We start from the raw sequence: 17,962 nt of genomic DNA on the forward strand, positions 1-17,962 counted from the left end.
CTTACATTAAACTTTTTTCTAATCTCTTTCTTTGAATATCTAAAGCGTTTAGTATATACATAAAGACGATACCAACAGCTACAATAATAGCAATAAACAACCATGCTACACGTATAGATGAAGCTGAAATTAAGTGTCCCATAATAAAAGGAGATACTCCTCTTCCCGCTCCTGTTATCAGTGGCAATATAGCGGTAAACCTTCCTCTATGAGAAATTGGTGTATTATTAGCTATATATACTGCTTGGTTTGTATATACTAATATTTCTCCTATACTCCATATTATAGTGGAAATAATATAATAATAAAAGTTATGTACAAAATATAACATTCCAAAACCTATTAAAAAGAATACCCCTCCAAGACAGGAATTAATCGTCGCACTATTTTTTTTAGTTTTTGCAGAAATCACAGTGCTCATTGCAACTATAACTACGGCATTGGTTGCCATTATATATCCATAAAATTGCGTCCCAAAATCTCCAAAATTCTCATTAACCTGCAGTGGCAAAGTAAAAGTATACTGAGAATGTACAAAGGAAAATAGCATAAAAACACTTGCAAAAAGTAATAGTGCTGGCCTTCTTAACAACGCAATTACAAACCCAGCTTCTTCTACTGCTTCATCATGATGTTCTGGTTCCTGTTTCTTAGCCTTAAGTTTTTCATCATTCATAGGTTCACCGATAAATGCCATTACCACAAATGCAAACAATAAAGTTGTAATTGCATCAAAGGAGAAAAACAACCTAATGTGCGTATTGTACAAGAACCCTGCAAGAAGAGGTCCTAGTGCCAAACCAAAATTTGATCCCATGTACATAAATGAATAAATTTCATTTCTATTATCTCTATTAGTAAAATCCATTATCATAGCTGTTGATGCTGGTTCCGCCATTGCACTAAAAAAAGCATAGCAAATTAAAAACATAGCAGAAATTATAGAGTTAGGTTGAATAATACATGGTATGAAAGAAGCTGCCGCAAGAATTTGACCAATACAAAAGGTTAATTTTCGTCCATACTTATCTGATAATTTTCCACCTAAAAGTGAACCTGGTATGTAGAAAAAACCTCCAAAGGTTATAAATAACCCAACTTTATCTGGTGGAAGGTTTAGATTCCTAGTTAGGAATATAGTTAAAAAAGGTAACACAAAATGCCCAAGTTTATTTATAACATTAGCTACAAATAAGATATACACTTCTCTTGGCAAATTTTTATAATAAGTTATTATTTTTTTTAAATCCATATATATACCTCATCTAGCAGTAGTTTTAAATATCTATAATAAAGTATTTATCAATTAATTATATTCTTAACACCTTTACTTTATAGCTAATGTTATAATTTCCAATAAGCTTATAAATTATTTTTCATATATAAGTTCTAATACTCTTCCTACATTAAATCCATACCACATTGATAACCTAATATAGATTTTTAGCCTAAACATATATATTTTATATATTTTTCTTATAAGGTATTTGATAACTTTGTAGGCTTTATGGCTATGCCACAAAGCCTTAAATATACTTTTATTTTCACAACTTATTTTTCAAAACTTATATAATTATTTAGCTAATTCATATATAGCCTTAGCATATATTTTAGCACTTAAGATAAGCTTATCTATTTCTATATACTCATTTGGTTGATGTATTACATCTGGACTACCTGGAAATCTAGGTCCAAAGGCAACAGTATTAGGCATTTCTTTTGCATAAGTTCCCCCACCTATAGAAATAAGCTTTGCTTCCTCTCCAGTTTCTTCTGTATATACTTGCTGAAGTTTCTTTATAAGAACATGATCTTCATTATAATATAATGGTTTATGATGACCCATATTCTCAATTTTCAAATCAATCTCTTTTAATTTTTCTTCTAATGGAACTATCATGTCCTCGTAAGTTTTCGTTACAGGATATCTAAGATTTAAAGTAATAACAGCCTTTTTTTCATTAAAATCTATAACCCCAACATTAAAAGATAAGTTTCCTGAAACTTCATCATACAACCCAACATTCATTGATTCTCCATTAGTCTCCATTCCAATGTTTTCATCTAAATATTCTATTAAATCTCGTTTATCATCAGCTGCTAAATCTAGAGTTGCCACAAAAGCTATTAGCTGCATGATAGCATTCAAACCTAACTCTGGAGTACTTCCATGAGCAGACTTCCCATAAGATTTTATAATTACCATATCTCCACTTTTTACAGCTTCCATGTTGCATTTTCTTCTAGTCTTATAATCTTCCAATGTTTCCATTAACTCGTCCATGTTTCCAGTAATTATAGCTGCTTCACAATAATCTGGAACCATGTTGGCTTTATTTCCACCCTTTATATATTTGATATTGCAAACACCTTCTGCTACTTCTCCAAAATTTTTAACTATATCAAAGGTAGTAAGGCCTTTTTCTCCATTTATTATTGGGAAATCCGCATCTGGCGTAAATCCTAGAACTGGTGGTTTTTCCTTAGCTAAATAATATTTTATTTCATTGCTTCCACTTTCTTCATTAGTTCCGAAGATTATTCTTACTCTTTTCGATAGTGGCAAGTTCAACTCCTTAATTGCAACAAGACCATACAAGGCAGCTATTATAGGTCCTTTATCATCAGCAGTTCCACGACCATAAATTTTACCATCATGTATTTCTGCACCATATGGAGGATGAATCCATCCATCACCTTCTGGCACTACGTCTAAATGTCCTAATATTCCAACATAGTCTTCACCTTCACCAAACTCTGCATAAGCTACACGGTTCTCTACATTTCTAGTTTTAAATCCAAGTTTTTCTGATATCTTAATAGCACATTCTAAAGCTTTCGTTGGCCCTTCACCATAAGGCATACCTTCTTTTGCTTCACCTTCAACACTCTTTATTTTAACTAACTCTTGTACGGATGCAATTAACTGGTCCTTTAACTGATCAATTTTTTCATTTAACTGCATATACTTTCCTCCTTATAGATCAATAAACTTGATTATTTTATTCTTTTGTATGTATTTGATTTCAACGAACTGTAAAAAGTTGTGAAATAAATCATTATTATAGAAATAGTAACAATCCTAATGATTTATGTCAATATAAATTAAATATAAAAAAGCGAATCCAAGGGACTCATCATCCAATGGATTCACTTTTTTTCTATTTCTAAAGCTACTTAATTTTGCTTTCGTAATCTGCTACCATTCTTTTTACCATTTCTCCGCCTACGCTACCACATTCTTTTGAAGTTAGGTCACCATTATAGTCTGTAAAAGGAACTCCTAACTCATTCGCAACTTCTTCCTTAAATCTAGCTAATCCTTCTTTTGCTTCTGGAATTAATTTTTGTGTTGTCATGCGTAATTCCTCCCTTTTTGTAACTAATTTAGTTACCCAAATTATTTGTAGATCGTTTTATCGACCTTACACTATCATTTTGCCCTGCATAGCAAATAATACTCTATAATGTTGATGGGCAATTTGTAAATAAGTTTCAAATTTTTATTAATAACTAACTATGGTTATTAATTTTTTCTAGACTTTACTATTGTGGCAAAACCACTAAAAGTTTCTTCACAGAGTTCTATTATAAAACCAGTAGCTTTTAACAATTCAATATAATATTCTTTGCTCTCAGGGTACAGTTTTACTTTTCTACGCCCATAGTCAAGCCAATTATCGTCTTTACTAATTGATAGTATAAAATATCCTTCTTTCTTAAGAGAAGAATAAATATTTTTTAGTGCCAGAGCTTTATCCTCTATATGTAAAAAAGTTAATACGCTATATATGATATCAAATTGATTCGGTCTAATGAATGTAAGTATATTTTGCTCAATCAACTGAACATTATTATATTTTGATAAGTTTTCTTTTGCTTTTTTTATCGTTTTGGGCGATATATCAATTCCTACAAATTCCTTACATCCTTTATTCAATACTTGAACTGCAACTCTGCCAGTACCAATACCAACTTCCAGTACATTTTTATCTTTATTCAAATCTAAGGAATTAAAGAATAATGGTCCATCCCAATTACTCATATATTCCTTTAGTTTTTCATGGTCATGAACAGGATCATCACCTTCATCAATTAAAAATTCATAATGTGCATATGCATCAACTTCATTTATCATAGCCATAATCTCCTACCTTTGACCTAATTTTAAATTTGGTACTGCATTTAAGGTTATTTCACTGGTTCTTCCATTTATATATTCAAAATAAGCAGCACTACCGATCATAGCTGCGTTATCTGTGCAAAGCTTTAAAGATGGGAATAAAACCTTTATTCCTCGTTTTCCGCATTCTTTTTCCATAGTAGCTCTTAAACATGAATTTGAAGCAACACCACCAGCAATTGCAATTTTATCTACCTTTTTCTTTTTGCATGCCTTAAGAACATTTTCAACTAAAACTTCAACAACAGCCTTTTGAAAGGATGCTGCTACATCTTCAACGATGATTTCTTCATTTTTCATATTGGCATTATTAATATAATTTAAAACTGCTGATTTAACACCACTAAAAGAAAAATCTATAGAATTATCATGGAAGTTTGCCTTAGGAAATTTAATAGCATCATCATTTCCATTCTTTGAAACCTTATCAATCTTTGGTCCACCTGGGTATCCAAGACCGATAGATCTTGCTACCTTATCAAAAGCTTCTCCTGCTGCATCATCACGAGTTTGACCTAGAATCTCAAATTTTCCGAAGTCCTCCATATAAACAATGTATGTATGACCGCCAGAAACCACCAAAGTTATAAACGGAGGCTCTAATTCTTTATGATCTATAAAATTGGCACTAATATGTCCTTCTATATGATTTACTCCGATCAATGGAACATCTATAGCATAAGCAAGAGCCTTTGCATATTGAACTCCTACTAGTAACGCCCCTACTAGTCCTGGACCATAAGTTACTGCAACTGCATCTATATCTTCTAAAGTCAAATTCGCTTCATTTAAAGCTTCTTCTACCACTGGGACTATAACCTCAATATGCTTTCTAGATGCTACTTCTGGTACAACTCCACCAAACTTTGTATGTATATCAATTTGTGATGCTATTATATTTGATAATACCTCTCTGCCATTTACAACAACTGCTGCAGAGGTTTCATCACAACTGGATTCTATAGCTAAAATTTTTATATCCTTTTTTTCCATAACACTTAACCTCTCATTTGTCCTATATTTAAGCTAATATCTAATTAGTTATACTAGATAAATAAACTTATATATTTTACTCATACCTTATAGCCTATACTAAAAAATAATTAAGTTCAATAATTTTTTAAGGATTCCATAAATAATACTTTTATCTTTTGCGCATACTAGATATTATACCTGTAAATATTTTAAGTATATCTAAATTTAAAACTTTTTATCAAGTTAAGATTTAAGTTAAAAACCCTATATGCTATAATAAATACGAACATTAGTTTTATGAAAGGAATTATACATATGATAGCTAACACCTATGCTAAGGTTATAGTTAAAGGCTCTCCTATTTCGAAATCAAATTTTAAGCTTTTCAACGTAAATGGACAAGCGATTCTCCCTGTTAACTCAGGTAAATATCATGATCGTTATGCTATTTACGAAGAAGAAATAGCCTTAGAAGCAAGAATACAAAATCCTGATGTTGTTCTAACAGAAGGACTTATAGCAATATTAAAGGTTTATTATAAAAATAAAAAACGTCATCCTGATACAAATAATATACCAAAGAGTATTTTTGATGGTATCGAAAAAAGTGGCCTTATAGTTAATGATGCTCAAATAAAACATCTAATAATCGAAGAAAATTACGATAAAGAAAACCCTCGCTTTGAGTTAGAACTCTTTTGCGAAAGTGAATATTCCATGAATTATAATATTATAAAAAGAGAAATTCCCATTAAAGCAGAAAATTATAACCCGCCACCTAACAAAAAGAAAACTTTAAAAGATGTATCTAATGAAAATACCCGTGCTAAATCATCCATCTGTGCAACTTCTATCGATGGAGAAACTAACGCTTCAGCTACACTTTATTTATGCCAAGTCTGTGGAAAGAAAATTACTAAAGCAAATTCAATTTCAGCTAATAAAGGAAAAACTCATATTTGTAAAAATTGCTTTAAGGACTTGTTCTAGAATAATATATACCATTTTTAAAGTTTCCTAAATAAGTATCCCTAAAATGGTATATATTTATCTTAACATATATTTATTTTTCATATAGCCCAAAACCGCTCTCACATCTTCCTTATTTGCGGTAGCAATATAAAAAACACTATCTATTTCAACAATAATATTATTATGAGGATTCTTTTTATTGTATGGTATGTATATATTCATATTGTCATAAAAACTTGCTGTGATATACCTACTAGGTTTCCCCTTTCTCGATTCTCCGATAATTGTTAAACCATTCAAAACTTTATCCATCAGTTCTGTTTGTTTAGCATGTGCTTCTTGAGTCCACTCAGCCTTGCAACTATCTGTTTGTAAGTTTGGAGTCTCCCCTATCCTTTCCTTTACAATGTAATTTACTTTTATTTTGCTATCATCACTTATTTTTTTATAACAAGTGTAATTAGAAATAAATCCACAGCCTCCTATACTAAGCAATATTATTAAAGCTATTACAGTTATAAAAGTAATCGATCTTCCTTGGTTTAGCCTCACATTAAATCCTCCTTATTTCATTCCACATATTCCTCTACACCCTTACACTGAATATATATTAAATATGACTAAAAGAACGCTGTCATATAAATAAACTTCGATTTAGGTAAACTTTTTATTTTAATACTTTTTAGAATACTATTATCTGAGAAATATTAACTTTCTTGAAAATCATACTCTGATAATCAAATTAAAATATAACCTTAATCGTTTACGACAAAATAATTATATAACAATCAGCTTTATTTTACTTTTTATTTTATATAATACAATTATATCAATACTTGTATACTAACATATATAATATATTAATTTTTACAAAATATCAAATTAAAACATTTGTCCTAAATTGAACCATATTTCTCGATATTTCATATAAATAAAAAACACGCAAATAATATTTACATAAAAAATACTATCTACGTGCTTATATTTTCTTAATTAATTTCAATGAAAATCTTCTCTGAATCCTTATAATGATTAATTAAATTCTTAGGAATGATAATTGTTTCTTTTATTCCTGGGATAACTTTTCTCAACTCTTTAGTAAGTATTTTTTCACTATTAAAATACACAACTAATTTTTTATTTTCAAATTTATTATCTACTCTATAGGAAAGTTCTAATGTATCCTCCATCTTCCCTACATTTATATATTGAGGAGCGACAAATTGAATTCCACTGCCTTTTACTATTGGTAACGCCATATTAGAAAAACCTTCTCCTTTTAAGGATAAAACAGCATTTTTCCCAGCTATCATAGCTTCTTCTGAGAAATCTTCTAGGAAATCATGGATATAAAGTGCATTACCGCAAGCAAAAATCCCCTCTACATTAGTAGAATAGCTTTCATTTACCTTTGGTCCTCCAGTAGATTCATCTATTGCTATCTTCGCCATTTCAGCAAGGTCTCTGTTAGGTCTTCCTTTTGGAGCAATTATCAAAGTATCACAATTATAATACTCTCTTGTATCTGTTATCATTTTATTATCTTCATCAAGTTTGCATATAGATATGCCAGTTATTCTCTCTCTTCCAGTTAAACTTTCAATAGCATAACCAAGATATAAGGGAATATTGAAATCTCCTAAATATTGCTCAATAGTTGCTTCATCAGTAGGTTCATATGGATTATTATCAATAACCATCTTAACCTTTGCCCCTTCAATAATTAGCCTTCTCGCAAAAATCAAACTTATATCAGAAGCTCCGTATATAATAACACTTTTACCTGGTAAAAAACCCTCCTTATGAACAAAATCTTTAGCGTTTCCTAAAGTATGTACACCAGCATATCTGCTACTTGGAATGTTACTCATCCCTCTAGGAACTTCAGCATATCCATTTGCTAAAACAATAGCTTTAGCTTTGATTGTAAAAATCCCATCTTCCTCATTAACAGCCAAGATTTCCTTTTTATCATTTATCTCAAGTACAGTAGTTTTCAGCTTATATTCAATACCACAATCCACTAGATTTTCTCCTAATATTTGAGCATATTCTGGGGCAGTATAATTTCTTCTCAAATACTTATTACCATATCCTACTGTAATATTTGAATTTAATGCTCCACCTAATTCTTCTTTTCTGTCAATAATCAATACTTTTGTATTTTCATCTGTGTTTTTAGCTGATATAGCCGCAATCATCCCAGCCTCACCAGCACCAATTATAACAATATCATATTCCACAAGAAAGCCCTCCTTTTTAACAACTTTGTAACTTTATAAGCTCTTCATCAGTAAGTACACGCCACTTACCAATATCTATTCCATCAATCTTTATATTTAAAATTCGGATTCGTTCTAATTTTATAACTGTATATCCAAAAGTTTTACTCATTCGCCTAATTTGCTTATTAAGACCTTGAGTAAGAATTATACGAAAAACATTATCACTAATTTTACTTACCTGACACTTTCGAGTTTTAACACCACAGATTTCAACACCTTCAGACATTCCATTAATAAAAGAATCATTAAAAGGTCTATTCAAAGTAACAATATATTCCTTCTCATGTTTATTTTCAGATTCTAAAATTTTATTTGCTAGATCACCGTCATTTGTAAGTATTATTAAACCTTGAGATTCTTTATCTAATCGTCCTACTGGGAAAATATAATCTGAGAAGTTTATATAATCACCGATATTATTTTTCACAGTTTTCTCTAAGGTGCAAGTAATTCCTACAGGCTTATTAAAAGCAATATAGATTTTTTCTTTCAAGGAAATTGGTTCATTATCAATAAGAATAATATCATCTTCCTCTACCCATTGCCCCTTAATACAATTTTGTCCATTTACTGTTATTCTATTTTCTTCTATCATCCTATTAGTTTCTCTTCTGGAACAATAACCGTAGTTACTGAGAAGCTTATTTATTCTCATTAAATATATGTATCCTCCTTCTATGATATATCTATATTATTCATTAGAAAACCCTCTAACTCCTAGTAAACCTTTAATTGATTAATATTTTTTTAAGTTTTAATAAGATTTTGAAGCCTTAAGTGAATAATAAAAGATAAAATTGTCTATAATTTAAACAAACTACTAACCCCTATTGCTCCCTATTATAATAACAGCTTAAATATAGAAATATATTTAAGCTGTTCTATTTTAAGCTTTCTAAAAAAGCAAATTTATCGATGTAAAGAAATTGAGTCTTGCTAATATCTTACTTAAGTATATCATAGAATCATTACTCAAAATTCTGTTTCTCCACTCTCTGATATCCTTCTGAATGAATTTATCTTTTTAAAACCAGCACTCTCATATACATTTATAGCGTGCTTATTAAATGATGCCACAGTTAAGCGAAAGACTTTGCTGACAAGTTATCTTTAGCAAACTCTAAAGCCCCTTTAAAAAATTCCCGTCCTAATCCTAAACCACACAACCTTGGATTCATTACTAATCCAATTTGAAATTTCCTTTGCCCTGTGATAATCAATTAACTTTATCTCTACTTCCACACTTAACTTTACTCCCGCTTACCCCTATGCACTTTTCCACCTCAAACTTACATATATAGATTAATACGTTGATTAAATCAGTTTAGGAAGTAGCTATATCTATTAACGAATCTAATCACATATATATTTAGTTATTGTTTTATAAAATTCCGTTACATTTGCACCTTTTATAAATTCCAAGCTATAATTTTGAAACTTTGTATAGATGTTTATCTTGTTTGTTAATGAGAAGAGCTTACCTTTTCTTATTGATACCGCCTCAACCTTTGAATAAGGTATAGATACAAGTTCTATTTCTTTAGTTCCTATTGCCTTATCAGTAAAAATAATTCTTTTATTTGTTAAGCAAGCGTAATCAAGAACCAAACCATATATCGCTTCTATAAATTCTCCTTCAACAATAAACTCTTGTATTTCTTCTTCATATTTAACATAATAACCTTCACTATTTTTAAAGAACCCCATATATCATTTCCCCCTACTTTTTATACCTATAATACTATTGTAATTGATTTTAAAAGTTTTTTGTATATTTTTTTATTTTTCTGTTGCATTAGGTGTTTTTTTATGTTATTATAGTTCTTGTCGGTGAGCGACACAGGAAAAACAAAACAATATAGGGGTATAGCTCAATTGGTAGAGTAGCGGTCTCCAAAACCGTTGGTTCCGGGTTCAAGTCCTCGTGCCCCTGCCATAAAAACCAGTAACTGAATAAGTTACTGGTTTTTAATTTTTTTCATTATTTTTTAGTTTTCATTTCATGTATTTGGTACCATTTTATATTGAAAGCCCATTTGTTCATTATGTCTACTTCCTAAGGTAATATAATAAAACATTGTTCTATAACATTGAAAATCCACATCTGTTGCTGTTTAATTAAGCTCAGATGTGGATATCACTTATCTATTATATATTTTTTCAAACTCTTCGAAATAACTTGGGAAAGTTTTAGAAACACAATCTGGATCCTTTATTTTAACCCCCGGAATCCTTAACCCAGCTAATGAAAAGCTCATAGCCATTCTATGATCGTCATATGTATCTATTTCTACGTTTTCGTTATATTTAACTGCGGGCTCAATTATCAGACCATCTTCAAGCTCCGTTACCTTAGCTCCAAGCTTCATTAACTCATTATATACTGCCTTTATTCTATCCGTTTCCTTTATTCTCATATTATACACATTTTCTATCTTAGTAACTCCATCAGCAAAAAGTGCTACTACTGAAAGGGTTTGTGCCACATCAGACATATGATGCATATCTACTGTTATTCCACGTAACTTTCCACTACCTTTCACTAACACATGATTCTCTCCATAACTTACTGAGACACCCATCTTTTCCAATACATCTAGGAGTTTTATATCACCTTGCATAGTATTTTTACAAACGTTATTTACTTTAATTTCGCTATTAGTAATAGCTGCAATTCCAAAGAAATATGATGCAGAAGAGCAATCTCCTTCTACTATATACTCTCTACTCTTGTATTTCTGACCTGACTTTATAAAAAACTCTTTATAATCCCTATTTTCTACCTCGACCCCAAAATCCTTCATCATCCTAATTGTTATATCTACATAAGGTATAGATACAAGTTTCCCTTGTATTTTAACAGTAACATCTTCTTTTGCATAAGGTGCTGAAAGAAGGATTGAAGTAAGATACTGTGAACTCTTATCTCCTCGAATAGAAATCTCCCCACCTGGCAGTCCATTGGAATCTATTTCAAAGGGAGGAAATCCGTCCTTTTCCTTATATGTAACCTCTACACCTAATTCTCTAAGTCCATCCACTAAATCTTTAATAGGCCTTTCTTTCATTCTTTCTATGCCAGTAAGACTTACCTTTCCCTTCCCTGCTGATATGTATGTAGGCAAAAATCGCATGGCTGTTCCTGCATTTCCTATAAATAATTCTGTTTCAGGAAACACCTTTTCAGCAGCACTTTTAACTATAACTGTTCTTTTCTGCTCATCTACTTCTACTGTATTGCCAAGCTTTCTAATGGCCTCCATCATATATCGAGTATCATCAGAAAAAAGCATATTTTTAAGAACTGTAGTCCCCTCTGCTAATGCTGCTATAATTAATGCCCTATTAGCAACGGATTTTGAACCTGGCACATCTATCTCTGCAATGAAGTTTTGTCCCACCTTCACCTCATATACTTTTTCAGTCATATTATACCCCCTGTATTGATTTCATCTATTATAATTATATCCCGTAATTTTATAAGGTTCAAATTTATTTATAATAAGTAATATGAATTATAATGTTATACAATGGTTGATTGTTTTTAAAGAAAATAAATAAACAGTAGCATTATGTACAGTAAGTACTATCGATGGACCAATGAGAAAATTGATAATTATGCGTGCAAAGAAAGCTCATTATAACCTTATATTTCACTCTCTAGAAGCCTTTTGATTAATGGATCTACAAGTTCTTTGCCTCGCATATGGTTCAACCATCTTTCTGGAATAGCTTTTATTCCATAGCTCAGTCCAGCAAGTCCTCCAGCTATACAAGCAGTAGTATCAGTGTCATCTCCAAGCAAAATGGCATTTATTATTACCTCTTCATAGGTTTTACTTTTCAATACCATTCTTACGCTTTTTAAGGAATCTACTACATAGCCACTCCCCTTACCAATTGGCTCTTCATCTGGTTTTATTACATACTCTAGTTCATTTCTAAATTCTGAACCCTCTTCATAAATACTTCTTAATACATCGACTGCATCAATATAGGCTTCTTCAATTTCTAGTCCATTTAGTATCCTCCTAGCCCACAAGCAATACAAGGCACAACATACTCCATTGCATCTATTCCCATGGGTAACAAGAGTTTGTAAATGTGCATCCTCCACTAATTGCTCATCTGTTCCCTTATGCCATATTGCTAATGGAAGTACTCTCATCAAGGCTCCGTTTCCTTTGCCATTAGGTCTTATCATACCAGAATTTAAGGGTGATACGCCCCTTTTATATGCTCTTAGGGCTTCTGCTGTTTGTATACCTATATCAAATACTCTATTATCAACTGCCCATAACCCTTTTTCATACCAATTAAGAAGTCTTTCTGCAAAATCGTTTATATCCATTTTTCCCTTTGATAATAAAGAATCTAATAGACATAATGCCTGTGCTCCATCATCTGACCAAGTTCCTGTCTCTACATTTTCATATGTTTTTGCAAAGCCTCTTGGAGGTTCTATATCTATATAAAGCAATTCTCTAAGAATCTCTGCATTGTTAAATTCATAAGGTACTCCTACTGCATCTCCTACAAGCAATCCCCATATGCCACCAATTATACGTTCTTTTCTTAAAATCATTATCATTCCACCTTTTATCAATAAACTTTTCATCTTGGTAATTATAGGAAGTGTATAATAAGATTTTACACTTCAAGTTCATTTCGTACAAGATTAATATAAACATCATAGCAACCACTTTTCTTCTCTAAATTCACCTACTAACGCGGAAGCCTACTCATTTTTCATTTCTAACAACATCTATTATAACTAAAAATCAGTTTACCCTATTATCTTTAACTAAAGATACTCTTTCCTATGTATTTATAGTTGTAAGTTTCAAAGGATTATCTTATTTCATCAGGAATTCAACTTATTTTCAGTGGAGATATTACAAAGTTCGTACTAAAAGACGGTTTCAACAATACACTTCAATTGGTTATTATGTTATAATACATACATAATTTTCTACAACCAATAAATGATGCAACTACACCAAATAAACTTTTAAGGAGAATACATATGGATATAAAAAAGATTTTCGAAGACTTTTCCAATGCCTTCAGCAAAAAAATAGATAAAGATTTCTTTATTAAGTTACAATTTGAACTTACAGATTTAACTGAAAACAATATATGGCAATTAGATGTCCTTGACGGAAAAGTCAATGTTTATAATGAAGAAAAAATTGCTCCTGAAGAGACTTTTACTTTAACAACCGATACTCTAAAAAAATTATATAACAATGAACTATCTCCACTAACAGCCTTTTCCGGTGAACCAAATACAGGTGGAGTAATGTGTTCACTAATTGATTTAAAATATAAAAAACAAGATAAGTTTATTACCATGGGTGACAAACTTTCAGATGAAACCATAGATTTCATCGACAGATTACATAAATCTAATGAATTTTTCAATAAAGACTACCCTACAAAAATCATTGTTAAAGACGAAAACTGTGTAAAGTTACATAATGTAAATGCAGTTGCTTTATTTTCAGACTTTGGACACGGAATTCTTCATGCATTTTTTACTATAAAGAAAAATGAAGTTTTAAAACAATACCCTATAGAGTTTAGCGTATATGTCCTAAATGGCAAAGGTACTATGCGAATCGGCGCCAATGAATATTCCATAGCGAAGAATGAGTACTATCATGTAAAACCAGAAGATTATGCAATATTTGAAAATAGCGAAGATGAAGCTTTAGACATCTTGTATCTAGGAATAAACGATGAAGTAAAATAACTTTAAAAGAAAGATGGCAAATTTTTATTCTGCCCTTGGGTATGAAGAATCTGCTACATTTTTTTAGAAAACTGTTAAAGGAATAGACCTTAATAAATATAGAATGGTGTTCACAGTATATTTTAAGATAACTAAAGGAGAAAGATGATGAATTTACCAACACATATAGTCGCTGCAGGCGGATTAATCGTAAATGATCAAGATGAAATTCTACTTGTAAAAAATCCACGAAAGGGTTGGGAATTTCCCGGTGGGATTGTTGAACCAGGTGAGACAATTCCACAAGGCTTAATCAGAGAAATAAAAGAAGAAGCTGGTATAGATGTTGAAATAAAAAACATTATTGGAATCTACTCAAATACAAAAAAGAAAAAGGGCTATAATTGCGTTGATGAAATACCAACAATAGTCAATATAGATTTCCTTTGCAGATATATATCCGGAGCCCTAACTACCAGCAATGAAAGCCTTGAAGTAAATTGGTTTTCTAAAGAAGAAGCATTAAAGCTAGTAAATCCAAAACCTGTATCGCCACTTCATTTAATCCACTATCTTCTCTTATTCTATCTCATCCACAGGAACAAATATTTCTCTATCATGCATTAGAAAATATTTTCAATCTTACACAAGAGTGGCGGATTTTTTTCAGTTTTATTTAAAAATCATCTAACGCCTTTTCTCCACCTTCTATATCGATATAAACTCCTTATATATAACTGTTACTGTACATTAATTACTTAAAACAAATGTAACCCTTCACTAAGTACCAACACTATTTGTAAAATAGCTATCACTTGAATAAAAACTAATGTCAAAGGAGCTTCATTATCTTGATCTTTACGTTTCTCTACAAAATAGAGCCCCCAAAATATCATTAATACAACTCCAAAGAGTATAATGTTACCCAATGGTTCATTATTTTTAGAAAACCAATCTCCATAGGCTAATCCACTCTTGATATAAAGATATATGTTAAAAGGATAAAAAATTGCACTAGATAAAATCAGCAACTTAAATACTATATAATGAGCTACAAATGCTATAATTCCAAGTGCCACAAAAAAGCCAATAAAAAACAAAATTTTCTTAATAGGGAATCCAATCTTATCTTCTACCTTTGAAGTATAATTATCTAATTTCTCGCCATAAATTGCTCTAGAAGTATTAGGAAGATATCCAATTTTGTATCTACTATTTTTCTCAACATTTGCACTAAAGAAAAATCTAACTTCCTTACCACCGATATATACATATTCATTAAAATCTTTCTTTTTAGTCGAAACCTTAGTAACCTGACCTGTTACGTAGTTAAAATTTCCAGTTATTAATTTGGGGACATCTAATAGATACGGCACTGTCATATACATTGTTATCAATATTGCTATAGCAACACCTATAGCTTTTATAATTATTTTCTCTATCTTTAGGTACCTTTCACTTCTACCTGTTATATTATAACGAACACCCCCATAATTAATATGAGTTTTAAAGTTGACTTTTTCCTTGTACTTATGAGTAATTATTTCTATAGGAAAGAATATAAACATTCCAGAGCACAACAGTAAAAAACCTAGCTGTAAAAAAAACGTTATGATTTGAAATATAAACACTGATAATAACCACCTTGCTAATTTAACCTGTTGTGCTAGCAGATAAGTTTTCATTAAAAGGATATTTATACCATGATTTTAGGCAGTCCTATCCTATTGTCTCATATACTGTTTTTGGAAATTATTATCCGAATACTAATTCTTTAATCTTTGATATTTCTATACCTATATTAAAAAATTTATTTATAAAATAGCAAAGATTATGAGCTAATATTTTATTTGATATTCTTGTGGCAAATCCCCAAGTTGATTTTGTAAGAACCCTCTGCATATTTAATTGCTCGGAGAGCTGAGAAAAAGTAGTTTCTACTCTACGACGAGCCTTGAATATCAACTGCCTAAAAGGTTTTAAAAGTTTAGTTTTACTATTGTTACGATTTATTGTTAAAAGACGAATGTACCTTGTTTCTTTTAATTGCGAAGCAACTTTTTGACCTATATATCCTTTATCACCTATTAGTATATCAATCTCTGAATTAGCTGTGAGTTCCCAGACGACATCTCTGTCATCAATATTTGCTGCTGTTACAGTAAAATCTGTGATATAGCCATCGAGGGCTACTAAAGCATGTAATTTGAATCCATAATATGTTTCTTTTTTCGAAGCGCATCGCCCGTAGGCAGCCTCCGGCTTAAAAGCTTTATGGAAATGAGCTCTCCCAAACTTACACACAGGAATTGGCATACTATCTGCAATTCTCATTCGGTCATATTGATAGTTAAGAAATTTCGTTAACTCTTTACGAATTTCATCAATGACTCGAAATAATGACTTTCTAACTCTATGAAACCTCGGCCTACTACAAAAGTTGGGAAATAAGTCTCGTAGGTTTTTAGAGCAAAATCCAAACCATGCTTTTTCAGAGTCAATGGTTAAGAGTTCACCTACTAAAGAAATCGTAATTATTTCGCTATCAGTCATTACTGATTTAGCGATGTTACGACGATTTTTAATAAATGTTGGAGTTACTTTTTGGTAAAAGTCATCAATTATAACATAAGTGACAACAATAAAATCTTTTAAGTCATTTATTGTTATGGTAGAATCTTTATTAAACTCTGGCATATAGGTTAGCCTCCTATCATTAGATTAGTGGTGTTTTTTAATGATAGGTTAGCAAATATGCTGGAGTTTTTCTATTTGTAAGTATTGCCAGCGTATTTAACTAGCACAACGGGTTAATTTATATAAATTAAAACTTCACCAAAATTCTATAGGAATATTGAAAAATTAGTATAACTTATGAATATTCCTTATGGAAACTTATATACATAGATTAAAATCCTATTATACTACATTTATATCCTTTAAAATATAGCTATTCTCCATCATGTCTTTAATTTATTGAAGAGACCTTTTAGCTCCATCTCAAATATATAAATCGATTTATATTAGTTGTTATCCTAAATTTTAGCAGTTGACATATGTAAATAAACAATGGTAATATATTTGTTAATGATGGTAAATATTGTATATAAGGACTATTACCATGAATCTCTCAACTAAACTCTAGATTTACTAATTAAAAATCAAGTCACTAATATTAACTGCAACTTAAGGATTTAGTTAAATTATCTAAACAATTGAGGGTACACGGTTTTGTAATTGTAAAAGTTTCCTTTTGAAAACTACTTTCACCTAAGAAATTCCCCAAGAATTGAAAGTTCAAAAGAGACTCTTACATAACTAAACTAATATCTATTTAATAGGAGGTGAAAACTTGAAAAAAACAATTAAATCTTTATGTACTTTTTTAACTATAATTGCCTTATCCAGTGTTCCAACATTAGCAACAGAGCTTCTACCAACAACTACAAGCTCAGGAACAAGTTCAGCCACTGAAGCTTTATCTTCTACAATAACTGTTGTAAAAGAATATACTTCTTTTTATAGTTTAATTCCTGAAACAATTGATGTTACAGGTGTAGAAAATGGTCATCATTACTATGGGACCTTGTCAAGGACTACAGTTGTATGTCTTACATCGCACCCATTGTTCAGAGCTACTTATGTGGGACCAGTAACTTATATAGACTAAATTTTTGTACATAGATCAATTATAAATCTTGAACTTCAATTTTTAACGTTGATTCTAAGAAATAAGTTTTAACCGAGTATAAACATACTATACTCGGTATTTTTATTACTATATATAGTTTTGTATTAATCTTGTAAATATTA

At 30.7% G+C, this 17,962-nt stretch carries 17 protein-coding genes and 1 tRNA gene; 5 read left to right on the top strand and 13 right to left on the bottom strand.

Features of this window, described 5'->3' with window-relative positions:
• Position 1: 1 nt before the first annotated feature.
• The 5 genes from CLOCEL_RS14970 to tsaD all read right to left on the bottom strand — a co-directional run bounded on the left by CLOCEL_RS14970 (position 2) and on the right by tsaD (position 5,176).
• On the bottom strand, positions 2-1,252 hold the full coding sequence (locus CLOCEL_RS14970) for an MFS transporter (protein ID WP_010075777.1): 1,251 nt from the start codon (positions 1,250-1,252) through the stop codon (positions 2-4).
• Positions 1,253-1,573: 321 nt separating this feature from the next.
• Positions 1,574-2,965, bottom strand: a complete 1,392-nt coding sequence (pepV, locus tag CLOCEL_RS14975) for a dipeptidase PepV (protein WP_010075778.1) — start codon at positions 2,963-2,965, stop codon at positions 1,574-1,576.
• Between the two features lie 208 nt (positions 2,966-3,173).
• Entirely contained in the window at positions 3,174-3,359 is a 186-nt protein-coding gene (locus CLOCEL_RS14980; RefSeq protein WP_010075779.1) for an alpha/beta-type small acid-soluble spore protein, read from the bottom strand.
• Between the two features lie 167 nt (positions 3,360-3,526).
• A complete protein-coding gene (locus CLOCEL_RS14985) occupies positions 3,527-4,138 on the bottom strand; it encodes a class I SAM-dependent DNA methyltransferase (protein ID WP_010075780.1) in 612 nt (203 codons plus the stop codon).
• A gap of 12 nt (positions 4,139-4,150) precedes the next feature.
• Positions 4,151-5,176, bottom strand: coding sequence for a tRNA (adenosine(37)-N6)-threonylcarbamoyltransferase complex transferase subunit TsaD (gene tsaD, locus CLOCEL_RS14990; RefSeq protein ID WP_010075781.1), 1,026 nt, complete (start codon positions 5,174-5,176; stop codon positions 4,151-4,153).
• A 297-nt stretch (positions 5,177-5,473) separates the two neighbouring features.
• Here tsaD and CLOCEL_RS14995 point away from each other — a divergent pair, with 297 nt between their 5' ends.
• Positions 5,474-6,148 carry a RusA family crossover junction endodeoxyribonuclease gene (locus CLOCEL_RS14995; RefSeq protein ID WP_010075782.1) on the top strand — a complete coding sequence of 225 codons (675 nt, stop codon included), beginning with the start codon at positions 5,474-5,476 and terminating at the stop codon, positions 6,146-6,148.
• 57 nt (positions 6,149-6,205) lie between these two features.
• Here CLOCEL_RS14995 and CLOCEL_RS15000 read toward each other — a convergent pair whose 3' ends face one another.
• The 4 genes from CLOCEL_RS15000 to CLOCEL_RS15015 all read right to left on the bottom strand — a co-directional run bounded on the left by CLOCEL_RS15000 (position 6,206) and on the right by CLOCEL_RS15015 (position 10,122).
• Entirely contained in the window at positions 6,206-6,682 is a 477-nt protein-coding gene (locus CLOCEL_RS15000) for a hypothetical protein (RefSeq protein ID WP_010075783.1), read from the bottom strand.
• Positions 6,683-7,119: 437 nt separating this feature from the next.
• On the bottom strand, positions 7,120-8,373 hold the full coding sequence (locus CLOCEL_RS15005; RefSeq protein ID WP_010075784.1) for an NAD(P)/FAD-dependent oxidoreductase: 1,254 nt from the start codon (positions 8,371-8,373) through the stop codon (positions 7,120-7,122).
• A gap of 16 nt (positions 8,374-8,389) precedes the next feature.
• A complete protein-coding gene (locus CLOCEL_RS15010; RefSeq protein ID WP_010075785.1) occupies positions 8,390-9,070 on the bottom strand; it encodes a pseudouridine synthase in 681 nt (226 codons plus the stop codon).
• A 698-nt stretch (positions 9,071-9,768) separates the two neighbouring features.
• Positions 9,769-10,122, bottom strand: coding sequence for a PH domain-containing protein (locus CLOCEL_RS15015; protein ID WP_010075786.1), 354 nt, complete (start codon positions 10,120-10,122; stop codon positions 9,769-9,771).
• 153 nt (positions 10,123-10,275) lie between these two features.
• On the opposite strand from CLOCEL_RS15015, the gene CLOCEL_RS15020 reads away from it, so the two are divergent.
• Positions 10,276-10,351 (top strand) — tRNA-Trp (locus CLOCEL_RS15020).
• Positions 10,352-10,556: 205 nt separating this feature from the next.
• Here CLOCEL_RS15020 and aroA read toward each other — a convergent pair.
• Positions 10,557-11,843, bottom strand: coding sequence for a 3-phosphoshikimate 1-carboxyvinyltransferase (aroA, locus tag CLOCEL_RS15025; protein ID WP_010075787.1), 1,287 nt, complete (start codon positions 11,841-11,843; stop codon positions 10,557-10,559).
• A gap of 218 nt (positions 11,844-12,061) precedes the next feature.
• On the bottom strand, positions 12,062-13,033 hold the full coding sequence (locus CLOCEL_RS15030; protein WP_242655168.1) for an ADP-ribosylglycohydrolase family protein: 972 nt from the start codon (positions 13,031-13,033) through the stop codon (positions 12,062-12,064).
• Positions 13,034-13,441: 408 nt separating this feature from the next.
• Between CLOCEL_RS15030 and CLOCEL_RS15035 the strand changes: the two genes are divergently transcribed.
• Both CLOCEL_RS15035 and CLOCEL_RS15040 read left to right on the top strand, forming a co-directional pair.
• Positions 13,442-14,170 (top strand): SCP2 sterol-binding domain-containing protein, encoded by a 729-nt coding sequence (locus tag CLOCEL_RS15035; protein WP_010075789.1) that lies wholly within the window; start codon positions 13,442-13,444, stop codon positions 14,168-14,170.
• A 147-nt stretch (positions 14,171-14,317) separates the two neighbouring features.
• A complete protein-coding gene (locus CLOCEL_RS15040) occupies positions 14,318-14,776 on the top strand; it encodes an NUDIX hydrolase (RefSeq protein ID WP_010075790.1) in 459 nt (152 codons plus the stop codon).
• Positions 14,777-14,907: 131 nt separating this feature from the next.
• Here CLOCEL_RS15040 and CLOCEL_RS15045 read toward each other — a convergent pair whose 3' ends face one another.
• Together CLOCEL_RS15045 and CLOCEL_RS15050 are read right to left on the bottom strand one after the other, a co-directional pair.
• Positions 14,908-15,717 (bottom strand): hypothetical protein, encoded by an 810-nt coding sequence (locus CLOCEL_RS15045; RefSeq protein ID WP_157629747.1) that lies wholly within the window; start codon positions 15,715-15,717, stop codon positions 14,908-14,910.
• Between the two features lie 187 nt (positions 15,718-15,904).
• Positions 15,905-16,846, bottom strand: coding sequence for an IS982 family transposase (locus CLOCEL_RS15050; RefSeq protein ID WP_010077629.1), 942 nt, complete (start codon positions 16,844-16,846; stop codon positions 15,905-15,907).
• Between the two features lie 655 nt (positions 16,847-17,501).
• Between CLOCEL_RS15050 and CLOCEL_RS15055 the strand changes: the two genes are divergently transcribed.
• Positions 17,502-17,819 (top strand): hypothetical protein, encoded by a 318-nt coding sequence (locus CLOCEL_RS15055; RefSeq protein ID WP_013291819.1) that lies wholly within the window; start codon positions 17,502-17,504, stop codon positions 17,817-17,819.
• The last annotated feature ends 143 nt before the right edge of the window (positions 17,820-17,962 follow it).

It is taken from the genome of Clostridium cellulovorans 743B, assembly GCF_000145275.1.
In the GTDB taxonomy this organism is placed as follows: Bacteria; Bacillota; Clostridia; order Clostridiales; family Clostridiaceae; genus Clostridium_K; species Clostridium_K cellulovorans.

Coding starts and splice junctions, on each gene's coding strand:
- CLOCEL_RS15030 (WP_242655168.1), bottom strand. CDS start 13,033: ATGAAAAGTTTATTGATAAAAGGTGGAATGATAATGATTTTAAGAAAA.
- tsaD (WP_010075781.1), bottom strand. CDS start 5,176: ATGGAAAAAAAGGATATAAAAATTTTAGCTATAGAATCCAGTTGTGAT.
- CLOCEL_RS15010 (WP_010075785.1), bottom strand. CDS start 9,070: ATGAGAATAAATAAGCTTCTCAGTAACTACGGTTATTGTTCCAGAAGA.
- CLOCEL_RS14980 (WP_010075779.1), bottom strand. CDS start 3,359: ATGACAACACAAAAATTAATTCCAGAAGCAAAAGAAGGATTAGCTAGA.
- aroA (WP_010075787.1), bottom strand. CDS start 11,843: ATGACTGAAAAAGTATATGAGGTGAAGGTGGGACAAAACTTCATTGCA.
- CLOCEL_RS15050 (WP_010077629.1), bottom strand. CDS start 16,846: ATGCCAGAGTTTAATAAAGATTCTACCATAACAATAAATGACTTAAAA.
- CLOCEL_RS15045 (WP_157629747.1), bottom strand. CDS start 15,717: ATGTTTATATTCTTTCCTATAGAAATAATTACTCATAAGTACAAGGAA.
- CLOCEL_RS14970 (WP_010075777.1), bottom strand. CDS start 1,252: ATGGATTTAAAAAAAATAATAACTTATTATAAAAATTTGCCAAGAGAA.
- CLOCEL_RS15035 (WP_010075789.1), top strand. CDS start 13,442: ATGGATATAAAAAAGATTTTCGAAGACTTTTCCAATGCCTTCAGCAAA.
- CLOCEL_RS14985 (WP_010075780.1), bottom strand. CDS start 4,138: ATGATAAATGAAGTTGATGCATATGCACATTATGAATTTTTAATTGAT.
- CLOCEL_RS15040 (WP_010075790.1), top strand. CDS start 14,318: ATGAATTTACCAACACATATAGTCGCTGCAGGCGGATTAATCGTAAAT.
- CLOCEL_RS14995 (WP_010075782.1), top strand. CDS start 5,474: ATGATAGCTAACACCTATGCTAAGGTTATAGTTAAAGGCTCTCCTATT.
- pepV (WP_010075778.1), bottom strand. CDS start 2,965: ATGCAGTTAAATGAAAAAATTGATCAGTTAAAGGACCAGTTAATTGCA.
- CLOCEL_RS15015 (WP_010075786.1), bottom strand. CDS start 10,122: ATGGGGTTCTTTAAAAATAGTGAAGGTTATTATGTTAAATATGAAGAA.